The 16,074-nt window shown below is 69.4% G+C and carries 14 protein-coding genes; 6 read left to right on the top strand and 8 right to left on the bottom strand.

The features are described 5' to 3' along the window. Positions 1 to 78: 78 nt before the first annotated feature. Positions 79 to 1,008: an aldo/keto reductase gene (locus ACIBO2_RS43175; RefSeq protein ID WP_358553497.1), complete on the bottom strand. Its 930-nt coding sequence runs from the start codon at positions 1,006 to 1,008 to the stop codon at positions 79 to 81. A 36-nt stretch (positions 1,009 to 1,044) separates the two neighbouring features. Between ACIBO2_RS43175 and ACIBO2_RS43170 the strand changes: the two genes are divergently transcribed. Together ACIBO2_RS43170 and ACIBO2_RS43165 are read left to right on the top strand one after the other, a co-directional pair. Then, the gene (locus ACIBO2_RS43170; RefSeq protein ID WP_358553495.1) at positions 1,045 to 2,001 is read left to right on the top strand and encodes an alpha/beta hydrolase family protein; all 957 of its coding nucleotides are present in this window, start codon (positions 1,045 to 1,047) and stop codon (positions 1,999 to 2,001) included. 59 nt (positions 2,002 to 2,060) lie between these two features. Continuing rightward, positions 2,061 to 2,606: a helix-turn-helix domain-containing protein gene (locus tag ACIBO2_RS43165; protein ID WP_358553493.1), complete on the top strand. Its 546-nt coding sequence runs from the start codon at positions 2,061 to 2,063 to the stop codon at positions 2,604 to 2,606. Here ACIBO2_RS43165 and ACIBO2_RS43160 read toward each other — a convergent pair. The 4 genes from ACIBO2_RS43160 to ACIBO2_RS43145 form a co-directional block, all read right to left on the bottom strand. Beyond that, entirely contained in the window at positions 2,544 to 4,163 is a 1,620-nt protein-coding gene (locus tag ACIBO2_RS43160) for a wax ester/triacylglycerol synthase family O-acyltransferase (RefSeq protein WP_397304074.1), read from the bottom strand. The genes ACIBO2_RS43165 and ACIBO2_RS43160 overlap by 63 nt on opposite strands. Before the next feature lie 144 nt (positions 4,164 to 4,307). Then, a complete protein-coding gene (locus tag ACIBO2_RS43155; protein WP_397304073.1) occupies positions 4,308 to 5,354 on the bottom strand; it encodes a sulfite oxidase in 1,047 nt (348 codons plus the stop codon). A 521-nt stretch (positions 5,355 to 5,875) separates the two neighbouring features. Then, the gene (locus tag ACIBO2_RS43150) at positions 5,876 to 6,202 is read right to left on the bottom strand and encodes a carboxymuconolactone decarboxylase family protein (RefSeq protein WP_357951193.1); all 327 of its coding nucleotides are present in this window, start codon (positions 6,200 to 6,202) and stop codon (positions 5,876 to 5,878) included. A gap of 64 nt (positions 6,203 to 6,266) precedes the next feature. Beyond that, a complete protein-coding gene (locus tag ACIBO2_RS43145; protein WP_397304072.1) occupies positions 6,267 to 6,674 on the bottom strand; it encodes a cupin domain-containing protein in 408 nt (135 codons plus the stop codon). 480 nt (positions 6,675 to 7,154) lie between these two features. On the opposite strand from ACIBO2_RS43145, the gene ACIBO2_RS43140 reads away from it, so the two are divergent. Beyond that, complete coding sequence (locus ACIBO2_RS43140; protein WP_397304071.1) at positions 7,155 to 7,772, top strand: hypothetical protein; 618 nt, start codon at positions 7,155 to 7,157, stop codon at positions 7,770 to 7,772. Between the two features lie 136 nt (positions 7,773 to 7,908). On the opposite strand, the gene ACIBO2_RS43135 is transcribed toward ACIBO2_RS43140, so the two are convergent. Next, entirely contained in the window at positions 7,909 to 8,670 is a 762-nt protein-coding gene (locus ACIBO2_RS43135) for a hypothetical protein (protein ID WP_358553477.1), read from the bottom strand. Between the two features lie 202 nt (positions 8,671 to 8,872). Between ACIBO2_RS43135 and ACIBO2_RS43130 the strand changes: the two genes are divergently transcribed. Continuing rightward, on the top strand, positions 8,873 to 9,163 hold the full coding sequence (locus tag ACIBO2_RS43130) for a hypothetical protein (RefSeq protein WP_397304070.1): 291 nt from the start codon (positions 8,873 to 8,875) through the stop codon (positions 9,161 to 9,163). Positions 9,164 to 9,290: 127 nt separating this feature from the next. On the opposite strand, the gene polX is transcribed toward ACIBO2_RS43130, so the two are convergent. After that, positions 9,291 to 10,973 carry a DNA polymerase/3'-5' exonuclease PolX gene (gene polX, locus ACIBO2_RS43125; protein WP_358553473.1) on the bottom strand — a complete coding sequence of 561 codons (1,683 nt, stop codon included), beginning with the start codon at positions 10,971 to 10,973 and terminating at the stop codon, positions 9,291 to 9,293. A gap of 155 nt (positions 10,974 to 11,128) precedes the next feature. Beyond that, positions 11,129 to 12,097, bottom strand: coding sequence for an aldo/keto reductase (locus ACIBO2_RS43120; protein ID WP_397304069.1), 969 nt, complete (start codon positions 12,095 to 12,097; stop codon positions 11,129 to 11,131). 163 nt (positions 12,098 to 12,260) lie between these two features. Here ACIBO2_RS43120 and ACIBO2_RS43115 point away from each other — a divergent pair, with 163 nt between their 5' ends. Both ACIBO2_RS43115 and lanKC read left to right on the top strand, forming a co-directional pair. After that, a complete protein-coding gene (locus ACIBO2_RS43115; protein WP_358553469.1) occupies positions 12,261 to 13,436 on the top strand; it encodes a histidine kinase in 1,176 nt (391 codons plus the stop codon). 73 nt (positions 13,437 to 13,509) lie between these two features. Then, positions 13,510 to 16,071 carry a class III lanthionine synthetase LanKC gene (gene lanKC / locus ACIBO2_RS43110; RefSeq protein ID WP_397304068.1) on the top strand — a complete coding sequence of 854 codons (2,562 nt, stop codon included), beginning with the start codon at positions 13,510 to 13,512 and terminating at the stop codon, positions 16,069 to 16,071. Positions 16,072 to 16,074: the final 3 nt, after the last annotated feature.

The following is a 16,074-nucleotide window of genomic DNA, read 5'->3' as shown; positions in this document are numbered from 1 at the left end:
GTATCACATGATCTTGAAGGCGAATTCAAGATTGCACCTGGGTAGGAGCTCCCACTGGTTCTGGACGGTTTCCTGTGGTCAGGGGCGGGAGGCTTCGTCGAGGACGCGTAGTTCGCCGGCGGTCAGCGTGAGCGCGGCGGCCATGAGGAGCGGCTGGAGCTGCCTGACATCGCGGGCGCTGGAGATCGGCGCGGTGATCGTGGGCTGGGCGGCGAGCCAGGCCAGCGCCACCGCCGCCGGCTCGACGTCGTGCTCGGCGGCCACCTTGGTGAGGGCCTCGATCGTCCGCCGTCCGTGCTCCGTCTCCAGGTATTTGGCCGCCTGTCCCGCTCGCGGGCTGTCGACCGTGACCCCCGGGGCGTACTTGCCGGTCAGGAAGCCGCGGGCCAGCGAGGAGTAAGGGGTGCTGGACAGCCCCTCCGCGGCCACGACGTCGCGCAGCGCGCCCTCGTAGTCGCGCTCCATCAAGCTGTACTGCTGCTGCAGCGCGACATACCTGGGCAGACCCTCGTCGTCGGCCACCCGCAGCGCCTCCGCCAGCCGTTCGGCGCCGTAGTTGGAGGCGCCGATGTGGCGGATCTTGCCCTCCTCGATCAGCTGCCCGAACGTGGCCAGCGTGTCGGCCAGCGGGGTGTCCTTGTCGTCGACGTGCGCCCAGTAGAGATCGATCCGGTCGGTACGCAGCCGGCGCAGTGAGTTCTCGACGGCGGTGCGGATGGTCGCGGGCGCCAGGCCCTTCACACCCTCCAGCATGCCGACCTTGGTGGCCAGCACGATCGAGTCGCGGTTGCCGCGCTCCGCCATCCACTCACCGATGATCGTCTCGGAGGTGGACTCACCGGTGGCCCAGTAGGGGTAGACGTCGGCCGTGTCGATGAAGTTGCCGCCGCCCGCCACGTACGCGTCGAGCACCTCGAAGGACGCCGCCCGGTCGGCGGTCCAGCCGAAGACGTTGGTGCCCAGGCATATCGGGAACACGGACAGGTCCGTGGTGGAGATTGATCTCATCTGGCTATTATCCGCGCATCGAAAGGGGAGGCTCCGATGGCACCCCGGTTACGCGGCTGCCTGGTCGTCGGCGGCCTTCTCGCGGTGGGGGCGGTGGCCGTACTGCTCCATCGTGGTGGCGAGCCCGCCTCCCGGCCGGTTCCGTCGAGCGGCGCGCGGGCGGCCGAGGCGGTCGAAGTCGTCGAGGAGAAGCGGCTCGACGAGCGCAGGATGGAGCTGACGATCAGGTCGCCGGCGCTGGCCGGCACCACGAAGGTCCGGCTGCTGCTGCCCTCGGGATGGGAGTCGCGGCGCGACTGGCCGGTGCTCTGGCTGCTGCACGGCGGCCTCGACGACTACGCCTCGTGGACCGCCAAGACCGACGTCGACGCGTTCACCCGCAACTCCGGGTTGATGGTCGTCATGCCCGACGGCGGCAAGTGCGGCAGCTACTCCGACTGGTGGAACGGCGGCGACGGCGGCCCGCCGCGCTGGGCGACGTACCACCTCAAGGAGCTGCTGCCGCTGCTCGAATCCCGCTACCGCGCCGGGCGGGAGCGGGCCGTCGCCGGCTACTCGATGGGCGGTCAGGGCGCGATGCTGTACGCCGCCAAGGGGTACTTCAAGGCCGCGGCCTCCTTCAGCGGAGCCGTGCACATCCTCGAACCCGGCGTGCCGCAGGCCGTCATGGCGGGCACCACGATCGGCTGCTTCGGCACCGACTGGAAGCGCGTCTGGGGGGATCCGGCCGCGCAGCGCTCCGTCTGGCGCGCCCACAACCCCTACGACCAGGCCGGGAAGCTCAAGGGGGTCCAGCTGTACGTGGCCGCGGGCGCGGGTGACCTGGTCGAGGACCTGGCCAACCGGGCCGCGCGGGCGTTCGCGGGGCGGCTTGAGCGGCTGGGTGTGCCCGTACGGACGCACTTCTATCGCGGCGGGCACAACCACGAGTCCTGGCAGCGGGAGCTGCACCGGGCCTACCCGATGCTCAGCCGGGCCATCGGCGCCCAGTGAGGATGTCGTCGACTTCCGTGCTCTTACCAGGGGCTACAGGGTGACGCTAGGGTGCGGCTGTGGAGGTCGGTGACGCGCGGACGCGCATTCTGGACGCGGCGGAGGAACTGTTCGCCGGTGGCGGTTACGAGGCCACGCCGACCGCGGTCATCGCCAGGCTGGCCGCGGTGCCCAAGGGGCTGATCTTCCACTACTTCCCGCGCAAGATCGACGTCCTGGTGGCGCTCATCGACGAGCGCACGCTGGTCGAGGAGGGGCACGAGATCGACGCGGTGCCCGGCGACCCGGCGGGCACGCTGTCGCGGTTGGCCCGCAGGCTGCCGCTGCGCGCCTCGCCGGCGATGCGCCGCATCCTGTTCCGCGAGGCCGACACGCACGGCTCGGTCAAGGAGCGGCTCGGCCGGCTCAACGGCGAGCTGATCAGCCGGGCCAGGTTCGCGCTGGAGCTGGCGTTGCCGGGCGCCCGGGGTGACGCGGCCCGGCTGGAGGTGGCGGCGGCCACGTTCGCGGCCGTACTGCTCTACCAGGAGAACCTCTGCCAGCTAACCGGCCACCAGATCGACCCCGACGCGGTCGCGGAACTCATCGCCCACTCGCTCGTCTGACAGCTCGTCGAGGGCCGTCTTCAGGTGCGAGAGCAGCCCCCACACATCGTCCATCCGCTCGGGGCAGGCCACCACGCCGAAGTCGAGCATGCCGTCGTAGGAGAAGCAGGTGATGTTCACGCCGCCGCTCATGTCGGTCAGCACCGACAGCGGGTAGTACGACAGGACCCGTCCCCCGCACAGGTACAGCGGGAACTGCGGACCGGGCACATTGCTGATGATCAGGTTGATCGGCGGGAACGTCACCGAGGCCAGCCGGAAGATCGCCGGAGTCGCCAGGCTGGTGATGGGCGCGGGCAGCAGTGAGCACAGCTCGTTCACCCAGGCGGGCGGCGCCAGGGCGAAGCGCCGTTTGGCCGCGCTCATCGTCGCGCCGACGGCCCGCAGGCGTCGCACCGGGTCGGCGACGTTCGTGGGCATCGGGGCGATCATGGCGGAGATCTGGTTGCCCACCGTCTCCCCGGCGCCGGCCGTACGGACCGCGACGGGGACCGCGACGACCAGCGGCTCGTCGGGCAGCGCGTTCCGTTCCTCCAGCCACGACCGCAGCGCCGACGTGCACAGGGCCATGACGATGTCGTTGACGCTCATCCCGTTGGCCTTGGCCACGCTCTTGACGTCCTTGAGCGAGACCGACCCGAACGACAGATGGCGCCGCCCGCTGATCGGCCCGTTGAACGGCGTGCGCGGGACGGTCAGACCGGGCAGCTCGGGGCGCTGCGTGTTGTCACCGGCGACGAACCTGGCCGCCTTGGCGATCAGCCGCGAGCCGGGGAGGGCGGAGGCCAGGGGGATCGCGTCGAGGTCACCGGCGGCCTTGACCACCGAGCGGACGGCGCGCATGGGGTGGGTCGCGGTCTGTACGGCGGCGGCGGCCAGCATGCCGATCAGGCCGGGCGCCTGCCTTTCCGGGGTCATGCCCACCAGGCCGGGCGCCTGCCTTTCTGGGACCAGGTCCTGCGCCTTGCCCGGCGTCTGGCCGGTCTGGCCGGTCTGGCCGGTCTGGTGTGGTGCCTGGTCCGGCTGGTTCGCCTGGTGCGGTGTCCGGCCTGACCGGCAGTCGTGCGGCAGCGGGTCGCGGGCGTCGGGGGAGAGGTCGAGCAGGGTGGCGAGCGTCTCCGCGCCGGAGACGCCGTCGATGGCCGCGTGGTGCACCTTGGTGTAGACGGCGGCCAAGCCGTCGGCCAGCCCGTTGATCAGGTGCATCTCCCACAGCGGGTGTGTCCGGTCGAGCCGCCGGGCGTGGATCGCCGCCACCGTCTCGGCCAGCTGCCGCTCGCCGCCGGGCGCGCGCAGGGTCGTCTCGAACAGGTGGTTGCCGATGTCGAACTCGGTGTCGGGCACCCAGTAGGGCCGGTCCAGCCCGAACGGCACCTCCGCCAGCCGCAGGCTCAGCGCCGGCGACAGGTGCAGCCGCTCCAGCAGCAGGGCCGCGAGGTTGTCGCGGGTGACACGGCCCTCGGCGGGGTCGAGGATCGCCAGGCCCGCCACATTGGCGGCGGTGGTCGCGGATTCGACGTTGAGGAACTGGGCGTCGAGTGCGGTGAGCTGGCGCATCTGCTCTCCCTTTCTCACGGAATCTGGCCACCATCACATGCGAGGATTGCCGCGACGTTTCCGCGAGAGTCTTCCAGATGAATTCGGATGCGCTGTCCCATCATTTAGTAAATGCGCAGCTCACCCCCGATCGGTGACAATTCCCTATCCGTGGACAACGGAAACAGGATGCCGCACGACAGCGTCGAAGTGATATCCGAACGCGTGGTGCGGCGTCGTCAGCGGCTGCGTCTCGCCCGTCTCGTCGGTCGCCCTCGCCATCAGCTCGTACGGCCCCGGCCGCCGGGGGGTCCAGCCGATGTGCCACGGCAACCAGGCGCTGACCAGGTGCGGGCCGTGATGTGCGGCCAGCCGCCAGCTCAGTCCGCCGTCGACGCTGACCTCGACCCGGACGATCCGTCCCCGCCCTGACCACGACCTGCCGTGCAGGATGTGCGGCCGGCCGGCCACTAGGCGCGCATTCCAGGCCAGCTCGAAAGCGCTCTTCACCGGCTGGATCGTCACGTCGCGGTAAAAGACGGTGTTCCACGGGGAAGTGAGCTCCCGGGTCGCCACCTCGATATCACCCAGCCATTTGATCGACGCTATTCCCACCCAGCCCGGCACCACCAGGCGTACCGGAAAGCCGTGGTCGGGCGGGAGCGGCCGGCCGTTCATCTCGTACGCGACGAGCACGTCCGCCATGGCCTTGTCGACCGGGAGCGGCCGGCGTACGTGCCCGTAGTCCTCGAACGGCGCGTCGAGACCGCTCGGCAGCAGGTCCACGGCATCGGGCCGCAGTCCCGCGTGCCGGAGCAGGTAACTGAGCGGCACTCCGCGCCACCGCGCGACCCCGATGGCGCCCAGCCCCCACTGCGCGCCCGGGGCCGGGTTGTGCTGCTGCGTCGCGTACAGGCGTCGGCCGTTCCCGGCGCACTCGATCGCGGCGTCGATGGTGCGTGACGGCATGGCACGGAGCTGGCCGTAGTCGTACTCGCCCGGACATCGCAGCCCGGCCCCGTGGAGCCGCAGCCGCCAGGTCGGGGAGTCGATGCGGGGCGTGTACGTATGATTTCGCACGAAAAATCGGTCTATAGGGGTGTGGTATCCCTGCCCGGCCATGGCTTCCCACCGCATCTCGGCGCTGCCGTCGTGCACGGTGAACAGGTGGGCCGGCAGCGGTTTGACGATCGTCGCCAGAGCTTGCTCCATGGGCGCTACCTCCGCAGCATGTATTTCCTACTGGAAAACCATTTAATCGCTGTGGCGGAGTCCGTGCCAGGCTGGCGCCACCACCTTTCCAGGTGGCGGTGAATCGCGTGTAGGTGACGGTGAATCGCGCAGGGAGCGTCATGAGGTCGTCCGGGAAGTCGCCTGGCTTCCGTGCAGGCCAGCGCGGCGCCCAACAGGTTGATCAACCGCCTCGACGCGGTCGGCCTGGTCCAGCGCATGTTCTCTCGGGAGGATCGGCCTTTCTGGAGGATCGGTGCAGGTCGAGCTGGCCCTGACGGAAGGGCCAACTGGCCTTGACGGAAGGGCCAACTGGCGCGCCGCGTCCAGGAGACGCGGCGCGGCCGTTGCTGGACTGGGGGCGTGAGCTGCTGGACGACTGCGAGTTCGCTGCCGAGCTGGGTCGGCATGGCGGCCGCGAGCTCGGCCCGCCGCAGCACGCCCAAGACCGTCCGTGGAGCCGGTGACCAAGATCCGACCCCGATGCCCCCTTCCCCCGACGCTCATCCTGAGAAGACCTGCTTCGCAGTCGTGATCGCCGTCATGGCCTTCGGCCAGCCGGCGTAGAAGGCGAGGTGGGTGATCGCCTCGATGAGCTCAGTCTCGGTGACGCCGTTCTCCTTCGCGCGCCCGAGGTGGAAGCGGAGCTGATCGGCATCGCCGCCGGCGACGAGGGCGGCGACAGTGATCAGGCTGCGGTCGCGGGCGGCCAGCTCGGTGCGGTTCCAGACGTCCTCGAACAGGACGTCATCGGTGAGCTCGGCGAGCTTTGGTGCGAAATCGCCGATCATGCGGCGTCCGCCGCCGATCTGCCGGGGTTGCTCGGTCATCGAAGATCCTTTCGCTGGCCGTCCTTCGGCGCGTGGCGGCGTGGAAAGAAGGACGGTTATCTGGTCAGTGGCTGCGGGCGCGGTTGTAATGCTCGCCGGTGACCGGCTCGTTCCAGGTGGTTTCGGTGCTGCCGTCGCCCGCGCCTTCCCACATGGCGAGGTGCTCCATGAAGCGGTCGGGGGTGGCGCCGTGCCAGTGCTCCTCGTTCGGAGGGCAGCGTACGGTCTGGCCGGGATGGGCTTCGAAGACGGTGCCGTCGCGGGTGCCGATCAGTGCGACGCCGGACACGACGTGCAGGGTTTGGCCCAGCACGTGGGAGTGCCAGTGGGTACGGGCGCCGGGGGAGAAACGGACCATGTTGGCACGCATCCGGGACGGCTCCTGGCCCGCGTAGATCACGTCGAACCAGACGTCGCCGGTGAACCAGTCCGCAGGAGCCTTGGTGGTGGCCTGCTGCTTGACGAATTCCATGGTGTCTCTCTCAGACAAACGAGGTTATGAGATGTGTCAGGTGTGGGCGGGGCCGGAGCCCAGCTCGCGGGCGGCGTCGACCTGCGCGAGCTGTCTGCTGCCCTTGGCCTCGAGGGCTGCCGGGCTACCTTGCGGTCATCCGTTTCGCCCACCCAGGCGGCCTGTACGTAGGGTTGTGGCCCCCTCCTGCCTCCGCCCCAGACGCCGACAGATGGGATCCACACCATCCAGGTAACCGGCTTTACGCCCAGGCAAACAGGTTCTGCCGAAGGGCGTACCGGCAGTACACCTCTCTCGCCTGGCGCGGGTTTCCGCAGGTCGGCCGCCAGGCGAACGTGGCCACCTGGGGTCGGCGGGCCGGGCGTCCGCCGAGGTCAACGGAGCGACGGCAAGTTTTGGGCATGGCATGGGGCCTCGACATCTCGACCTTCATAGGCAGGCTCCTAGCGTGGATCTGAGGTACACAGCGAGGGGGCCGCGATGTTCATCCAGATCATTCAGGGACAGGTCGGGGACGTCGGTGAGATGCGGGCGGCGTTGGATCGGTGGCACGCCGAGCTCGCGCCAGGGGTGGACGGCTGGCTCGGCACGACCGCCGGTGTGACGGACGACGGCATGTTCGTAAACACGGTGCGTTTCGAGTCGCAGGAGGTGGCGCGGCGCAACAGCGAGCGGCCGGAGCAGGGTCAGTGGTGGGCCGAGACCCAGAAGCTCTTCAGTGGCGAGGTCACCTTCCACGACTGCGCCGAGGCGTACACGTATCTGAAGGGCGGGTCCGATGCGGCGGGGTTCGTCCAGGTGATGCAGGGACAGGTCCGGGACTTCCGGCGGATGCGGGAGATCACCGCCCAGAGCGAGCGGGACATGGCCGCATTCCGGCCCGACCTCATCGGCGGGTTCGCCGCGCTGCACCGGGACGGCGGATACACCGAGGTCGCGTACTTCACCTCTGAGCAGGCGGCCAGGGACGGCGAGGGCAAGGAGCTCCCGCCGGAGATGCGAGAGCTCTTCGAGCAGTGGAAGGACCTATTCGACGGCGAACTCACCTACTTCGACCTGCGCGACCCGTGGCTGTATTCGCCTCCTCAGACCGCCTGAGATTCCCGCAGGGCGGGGCTGATGGGCTGCTTGCGCGGGCCCTCCGGGTCCGCCGTTCAGGGCCGCTCTCGGGGTCCGCTCTTCGGGTCTGCTCTCACGGTTCGCTGTTCGGGGACGCTGATGGGCGAGGTCGAGCTCAGGGTGAAGGATCGGGTGCTCGGTTGGGGACGAGGGAGTCGAAGGTCTCGCCGCTGTTGAGGTGCTGAATGAGGGACTCCAAGCCCTGCCGGTCCCCATTGGCTCGGAGCCAGCGGTCTACTTGGCAGGCGGCCTTGGCGTACGTGTTCGTATCCTTGCTGGCCGTACTCAGCCACTCGTCTAAAGAGACCGGCAGCGGCGCGGTCGGTAGGACCAGACAGCGGTCGCCGGTCGTTCGCGGGGCGAGGTAGCGCGGGTCGTCGGAGACGACCACGGCGAGGCCCTCGTCGAACCACTGCGGGACCTCTGCCCCGGAGGTGAGGCGGGTGTGGAGCTCGACGTGGGACATCTCGTGTGAAGCGATCACCGTGTCGAGGCCGCGAGGCGACAGCATTACGGAGCGGTTCAGAACGGCGATGCCGCGTTCCTTGTGGCCGCCGATGTGCTGGTAGCACTCCTCGGTGGCGCAGATGAGCAGGCTGGGCGAGCTCTTTCTGCCGGCGTAGAAGGTGTCGACCTTCTTCGTGGCGGCGTCGACCGTCTGGCTGACCTGTGAACGTTGCTGGGGCGATAGGTCGCGCTCGATGTAGACGCCTGGGTGGAGCTCTGTCAGGCCATAGCAGCCGGGGCACGTCGTGGCGGCCACGGAGGGGTAGGCCACCGCCACGCCGGCGATGGCGGCGATGAGCAGCACGGCCAGCGCTGCGAGAGCCCGGGTCCAGATCTTGCGGGCTCTCGATCGCTTGGGCGCCGGTGACATGATCGCCGTCCTTTTCGTGGGGTGAAGGTGGGACTACTTTCGCGTAATCCGTTGGTGGCCACATCCACCTGTGGGTGGTCATTCTCCGGGTGGACTGCCCCCGTCTTGTGATGACTTCTCGGCCACCGGAGGAGTGGGTCAGGGACGGCCCGCCGTTCACGTTCGTCACCGACGGTTTTGAGGGCGTGTTGGCGTGTCACTGATGGTGTTGGGAGTGCGTTGGCGCGGGTTCGGGCGGTGGCTGGAGGTCGGGGCGTCGCGATCGGTGGCGGGGCCGATGTGGGACGGCGGTTTTTACGTGCCGGGCTCCGTCGACGGCCTGCGGATCTGTCTGGCGCCCGTGCCGCTGACGGAAGGGACCGGGATGTTCGAGATCGGGAGCGAGCAGGTCCGGCCGCACCGGACTCGGGTGCTGGAGTCTCCGTTCGCCACGCACTTGAGGTTCGAGGTGGCGAAGAAGTCGCGCGGCGCGGCGGCTCAGGGGGTGTCTTGAAGAGATCACCGCGCCTGAGCCCGTTCCACGCGGGCGATCGAGCGATGGCCGCGCCGTCGGCCGACGAAAGCGAGCAGGCGACGGTCGCGCCTGTTGGCTGAGGAAGGTGAGCGGGCGATGGTCGCGCCTACCGGCCGAGGAAGGCGAGCAGGCGCTCCAGTGGCCAGGTGTTGATGACGTCATCCGTGGTCAGCCAGGCGCGCTGGGCGATCCCGATGCCGAACCGCTGGTTGGCCAGGTGGGGGATGGCGTGTGAATCGCTGTCGATCGAGAACTTCACCCCGTGGTGTTTGGCCAGGCGGACCAGGTCCGCGGGCAGGTCCGAGCGGTCGGGGAAGGAGTCGATCTCCATGGCCGTCCCGGTGCGGCCGGCCGCGCGGAAGACGGCGTCCCAGTCGGCGTCCACCTGCGGGCGCTTGCCGATCTTGCGGGTGGTCGGGTGGCCGATGATGTCCACGTACGGGTTTTCGCAGGCGGCGATGAAGCGGCGGGTCATCTCGTCGCGGGACATGCCGAAGTGCGAGTGGACCGAGGCGACGCACACGTCGAATTCGCGGAGGATCTCGCCGGGCCAGTCGACGGAGCCGTCGGGGGCGATGTTGAGCTCGGTGCCGTGCAGGAGCCGCATGTCGGGATATTTCTGTTGCAGCTCCGCGACCTGCTGCCGCTGCTCCAGTGCCTTGTCCAGGGTCATCCGCTGCATGGCCAGGTCGGGGGCGTGGTCGGTGATGGCGTAGTAGAGGTAGCCGCGGGCGTGTCCCGCCGCGACCATGTCGGCCAGCGAGGCGATGCCGTCCGTCAGGTTGGTGTGCGTGTGCAGGTCGCCCTTGAGGTCGGGGAGCTGGAGGAGATCCGGCAGCTCGTGGCGGAGCGCGGCCTTCACCTCGCCGCCGTCCTCGCGCATGGGCGGGGGTACGAACTGCATGCCGAGCGCGGCGTAGATGTCCTCCTCGGACTCCGAGGCGATCACCGTCTCACCCTCGAACAGTCCGTATTCGGAGAGTTTCCAGCCCTTCTTCACCGCCATCTCCCGGATGGCGACGTTGTGCTCCTTCGAGCCGGTGAAGTATTGCATCGCCGCGCCCCACGACTGGGCGGGCACCACGCGCAGGTCCACCTGAAGGCCCGACGTCGTGCGGATCGACGTCTTCTTGTCGCCCGCCGCGATGATCTCCGCGACATAGGGCTGGGCGCGGAAGTCCTCCATGATGGACTCGGGCGCCACAGCCAGGATGTCGATGTCGCCGATCGTGTCCTTCATCCGCCGCAGTGACCCGGCGTAGGCCAGCCGCTCGGCCTTTAGCGAGGCCATCACCTGCTCGGCCAGGGACATCGCGACGCCGATGTGCACCCGGCGGCCCGACTGCTCGAGCTGCTCGATGCCCTTGAGGAGGTTGGCGAGGGTCTTGGGGCCGAGCCCCTTGACGCCGTCGAGCCGCCCGGCGGTGATCGCCTCGCCGAGCGCCACGGGCGAGTCGATGCCGTAGTCCTCGAAAAGCATGATCGCCGTCTTCGGCCCCAGCGTCGGCACGCGGGTCAGCCGCCGCACCCCTTCGGGCACCCGCCCGCGCAGGTCGTCGAGCTGGCGGAAGCTCCCGCGCTGCAGGAACTCCTCCATCTTCTTGGCGATCGCCTCGCCCACGCCCGGCACGCTCCGCACGTCGGCCACCGAGATGTCCTCGGGGAACCCGGCGATCGCCTTAGCGGCCTTCTGGTAGCTCCGCACCCGGAACGCGTCGCCACCGGTCAGCGCGAACAGCTCCGCGTATTCGGAGAGCGCCGCCGCCGCATCATCGTTAGCCCTAGCCATGGAGCCAGCTTAGGGATCCCCTCCGACAAACGGCGACGGCGATGCGGGCGCCGACGATCGCGAGCGACTCGGCGGCCGCCCGCTCCCACCCAGGCAGGCCGTACGAGCTAAAGGCCGTACGAGCTAAAGGCCGTACGAGCTAAAGGCTGTACGAGCTACATGCGCACTTCGCGCGGCCGGTAAGGCTCCGCGAGGGAGGCCAGGTCCTTGTCGGAAAGCGACACGGACATCGCGCCGAGCGCGTCGTCCACGTGGCCCGGCTTGGTGGCGCCCACGATGGGGGCCGTGACGGCCGGCTGCTGGAGCAGCCAGGCCAGGGCGATCTGGGCGGCCGGCAGCTCGTGCTCGCGCGCGAGCTCCGCCACCCGGTCAAGGATGAGCCGGTCGTTGTCGGGGTCGTAGAGGGCGTCGATGCGCGCGTCGGAGCCGGTCCTGGTCGTCGACTGGGCCGCGCCCGCGCGGGCCAGCACGCCGCGTGCCAGCGGGCTCCACGGGATCACGCCCACGCCCTGGTCAGCGCAGAGCGGGAGCATCTCCCGCTCCTCCTCCCGGTAGAGCAGGTTGTAGTGGTTCTGCATGGACACGAACCTGGTCCAGCCGTTCTCCCGCGCCACGTGCTGCGCCTTGGCGAACTGCCACGCCCACATCGACGAGGCCCCGATGTAGCGGACCTTGCCCGCCTTGACCACGTCGTGCAGCGCCTCCATGGTCTCCTCGATGGGCGTCTCGTCGTCCCATCGGTGGATCTGGTAGAGGTCCACGTAGTCGGTGCCCAGCCGGCGCAGCGAGGCGTCGATCGCGTCGAAGATGTGCTTGCGCGACAGGCCCCGGTCGTTGCCCCCCTTGCCCATCGGGAAATAGACCTTGGTGGCCAGTACGTAGTCCTCGCGCCTGGGGAAGATCTTGCGCAGCAGGTTCCCGGTCACGACCTCGCTCTCGCCGGCGCTGTAAACGTCGGCCGTGTCGAAGAACGTGACCCCGCCGTCGGCGGCCCGGCGGACGAGCGGTTCGGCCTGGTCCTCGGGCAGCGCCCACTCCTGCCTGGCCGGATCTCCGAAGCTCATCATGCCGAGGCAGATGCGCGAGACCCGCAGGCCGGTGTCACCAAGTCGTCTGTAATCCATAGCCGCAACCCTATGACGACGTCACGCGGCCTAAGTCAGGCGGGTGCGGGCAGAAAGTTCTGCTCGAAGCCGACATTGCGCTTTACAGAACGCGGTACATCGGGTCGATTGGAGAGGGACAACGGACGGTTCGGTGCTCGTGACGCAGCGCAACGGGGGACAAGTGAATGGATTAGGAAGCGAGCCGGCTCCCCGGCTACGTCTTCTCGGCGACATTCCCTCGTCTCCCCTGGACATGGCCTGGCTGACCTTGATGGCGGGGCTGCTCACCGTGACGGTTCCGGTGCAGGCAGAGCTCGCCGGCTCGGGATTCTCATCGGCCGCCTCGGTGGCCTTGCTCCTCCTGCTGGCCGTGCACGCCCGGTTCGTGCTGGGGACGCTGGCCGGCAGGCCCGGGGGGTGGTGGCTGGTCGGCGTGCAGGCCTGGCTGACGTTCGTGCCGCTGGCCCTGTTCGGGGCGGCGTGGACGCCGATGTGCGGGCTGCTGGCCGGCGCGCTGCTGGTGGTGGCCGGGCGCATCAGGTCGGCCACGCTGGTGGCGCTGGCCGTGTGCTGTGGGCCGGTCCTGCTCGCGGCTCCTCATGAGGGGCTCGCCGACCGGGGGTGGGCGCTGGCCGCCCCGGTGCTCGGCCTGATGGAGTACGCCCTGGTGAGCCTGGCCGCGCGGGCGCAGTGGCTGGCCTCCGCCAGAACCGACGCCATCCGTACGACCGTGGCGCTCGAACGCCGCCGCTTCAGCAGGGACCTGCACGACCTGGTGGGCCACCGGCTCACCGCCCTGGTCCTGAAGACGCAGCTCATCGATCGGCTGGTGGACGAGGAGAACGAGAAGGCCAAGCTGGAGGTCGGCGAGACCCTCGAACTGCTGCGCACCCTGGCGGGAGACGTACGGGCCGTCGCCCACGGCGGGCGGCGCTCCTCGCTGGAGGTGGAGATGAGCTCGGCGCGCGCCCTGCTGGAGTCGGTGGGAGTGCGGTGCCAGATCCGGGTGGCGTGCCCCGACCTGCCCGGCGACGTCGCCGACGCGCTCACGCACGCCCTGCGCGAAGGCGTGACCAACGTGCTGCGCCACGCGGAGGCGCGACAATGTGCCATCCAGCTGCTCGAACGCGACGAACTGGTCCGGCTGTCGATCAAGAACGACGGCGTCCACCCGGTACGCAGGACGGGAGAGTCGGGCCAAGGGCTGATGAACCTGACCGAGCGAATGGCCGATGTGGGCGGCTGGCTGGAGATCACCGCGGTCCGCACCGGGCAATTCACCTTCTCGGTATATGTGCCCCAGATAAACAAACGTGTGAAATTCACAAATGGCTATGAGGTAAGCACGCCTCGGTAATGTCGTGTGTTACTAGACGCCTTGCCCGTGCGTTGCCATTCTCTTAATGACAACGCACGGGAGGTCGCGCCGGATGGACCAGTATGAGCTGTACTGCCTCGCGGATGGTCGTTTCTACGACACCCTCGAGCACAGCACCGCCGAGGACGCCGACTTTCCCATCGCGCACCGGCCGGTCCCCGAGGGATGGCTGCACGAGGCGACGGAGACCTGGTGTTACTACGCGCCGGGCGGCGTGGCGCCCCTGCCCTCCCAGGGCTGGAAGATTCACGTCTCGGCCCGCGTGGACGACGCGGAACGGGCCTTGGCCGCCGTCTGGGATTATTGCCTGCCCCGCGGGATCGCGTTCAAGTTCCTGCGCGGCCTGCCGGTCCTGGTCATGCTCAATTCCAAGGCCGCCTCCAGGGCGTCGAGCGGCAAACTGGTCACCATTTATCCCAGGGACGAGAGTCAGCTCGAACTCGTTCTCAAAGAGCTGCACGAACTCCTGCGCGACGTACGCGGCCCGTACATCCTGAGCGACCTGCGCTACGGCGAGGGACCGCTGTTCGTCCGCTACGGGGGCTTCGCCGAGCGGCACTGCCTGTCCGGCGGTGAGCGGGTGCTGGCCGTCGAGGACGGCGGCGGACAGCTCGTGCCCGACGTGCGGGGCGCCACGTTCTCGGTGCCGTCCTGGACCACGCTGCCCGAGTTCCTCGAGCCCCATCTCGCCGCGCGCAACGCCGTGACCACGACCGGCCTGCCGTACGCGATCGAGGACGTGCTGCACTTCTCCAACGGCGGCGGTGTCTACCTCGCCCGCGACCAGCGAACCGGCGACCGGGTCGTGCTGAAGGAGGCCAGGCCGTACGCCGGGCTCGACAACGCGGGACGGGACGCGGTGGCGCGGCTGACGCACGAGCGCGACATACTGAGCCGCCTGGCCGAGCTGCCCGCCGCGCCGGAGCTGCTCGGCTACTTCACCCTCGGTGAGCATCACTTCCTGGTGCAGGAGTTCGTCGACGGGACCACGCTGCAACGCCGCCTGGTGCACAGATACCCGCTGACCCGCGCGACGTGCACGCCGGACGACCTCGCCGGCTACACCGACTGGGCCCTCGACACCCTGGACCGGGTGGACCGGGCGCTGGCGTCGCTGCACGAGCGCGGCGTGGTCTTCGGCGACCTGCATCCCGACAACATCCTGCTGACCGAGAGCGGCCGGGTCGTGCTCATCGACTACGAGGTGGCCACGCTCGCCGAGGAGGGCGGCCGCGCCGCGCTGGCCCACCCGGCGTACGCGGCGCCGGCCGACCGGCGGGGCACCGACGTCGACAGGTACGCGATGGCCTGCCTGCGCCTCGGGCTGTTCGCCCCGCAGTGCACCATCATGCTGCCCTTGCACCGGGCCAAGGTCGCGCACCTCGGCGAGATCGTGGCGGACACCTTCACCCGCGAGATCGCGCCGGCCGTGTCCACGATAGCGGGCGACGACCGCGACGAGGGCGAGATGCGCGCCCTGCCGATGCCCGGCAGCGCCACCTGGCCCGAATTACGCGCCGCGATGTGCCGGGCCATCACGACATCCGCGACGCCCGGACGCGACGACCGGCTCTTCCCCGGCGACGTGGCCCAGTTCCAGCCGGGCGGCGGCCTGAACCTCGCCTACGGCGCCGCCGGCGTCCTGTACGCCCTGGCCGCGACCGGAGCCGGCCGCTTCCCCGAGTATGAGAGCTGGCTGCTCGCGCGGGCCAAGCGCCCGGTGTCCGGCTCCGGCCTCGGCTTCTACGACGGCCTGCACGGCATCGCCTACACCCTTGACCTGCTCGGCCACCGGCAGGACGCGCTCGACGTGGTCGAGATCAGTCTGCGCGAGAAATGGGACGGCCTGGAATCGGCCCTCTTCTCCGGCCTGTCCGGCATCGGGCTGAACCTCTTCCACCTGGGCGAGCCCGAACTGGAGCGCAGCGCGCTGCGAGCGGTCGACATCTGCGCGGACCGGCTCGGCGGCGCCGACGACGTCCCTGAGCTCAGTGGCGGCACGAATCCGCGGGCCGGGCTCATGTACGGCTCCTGCGGACCCGCCCTGCTGTTCCTGCACGCCTACGAGCGCACCGGTGACTCGGCGCTGCTCGACCTGGCCGCCGTCGCGCTCCGGCAGGACCTGCGCCGCTGTCGCGCGGCCGAGGACGGCTCACTCCAGGTGAACCAGGGCTGGCGGCTGCTGCCGTACCTGGACGAGGGGTCCGTCGGGATCGGCCTGGTGCTCGCCCGCTACCTGACGCACCGGGAGGACGAGGAGTTCGCCACCGCGCTGCGTGAGCTGCGGCTGGTCGCGCGGTCGGGGTTCTTCGTCCAGCCGGGGCTGTTCACCGGGCGCGCGGGCATCGTCGCCGCGCTCGGCTGCGGGCTCGACTTTGACGGCGCGTCCGAGGCCCAGGTAAAGGGCATGCGCTGGCACGCGTTGCCGTACGGCGGAGGTCTGGCCTTCCCCGGCGACCAGTTGCTGCGCCTCTCCATGGATTTCGCGACCGGAACGGCAGGCGTCCTGTTCGCCCTAGGCACAGTGATGGGCGAACAGCCGGGACGCCTGCCCTTCCTCGAGGCCGCCGCCGACCGGCGGCCTGTCTCCAACCAGTCCCAGAAGGAGGTGTAAACC

The organism is Nonomuraea sp. NPDC050022 (assembly GCF_044460705.1).
GTDB lineage: Bacteria > Actinomycetota > Actinomycetes > Streptosporangiales > Streptosporangiaceae > Nonomuraea.
The sequence above is the reverse complement of the archived record's forward strand: the minus strand, read 5'-3'. Positions and strand labels throughout refer to the sequence as shown.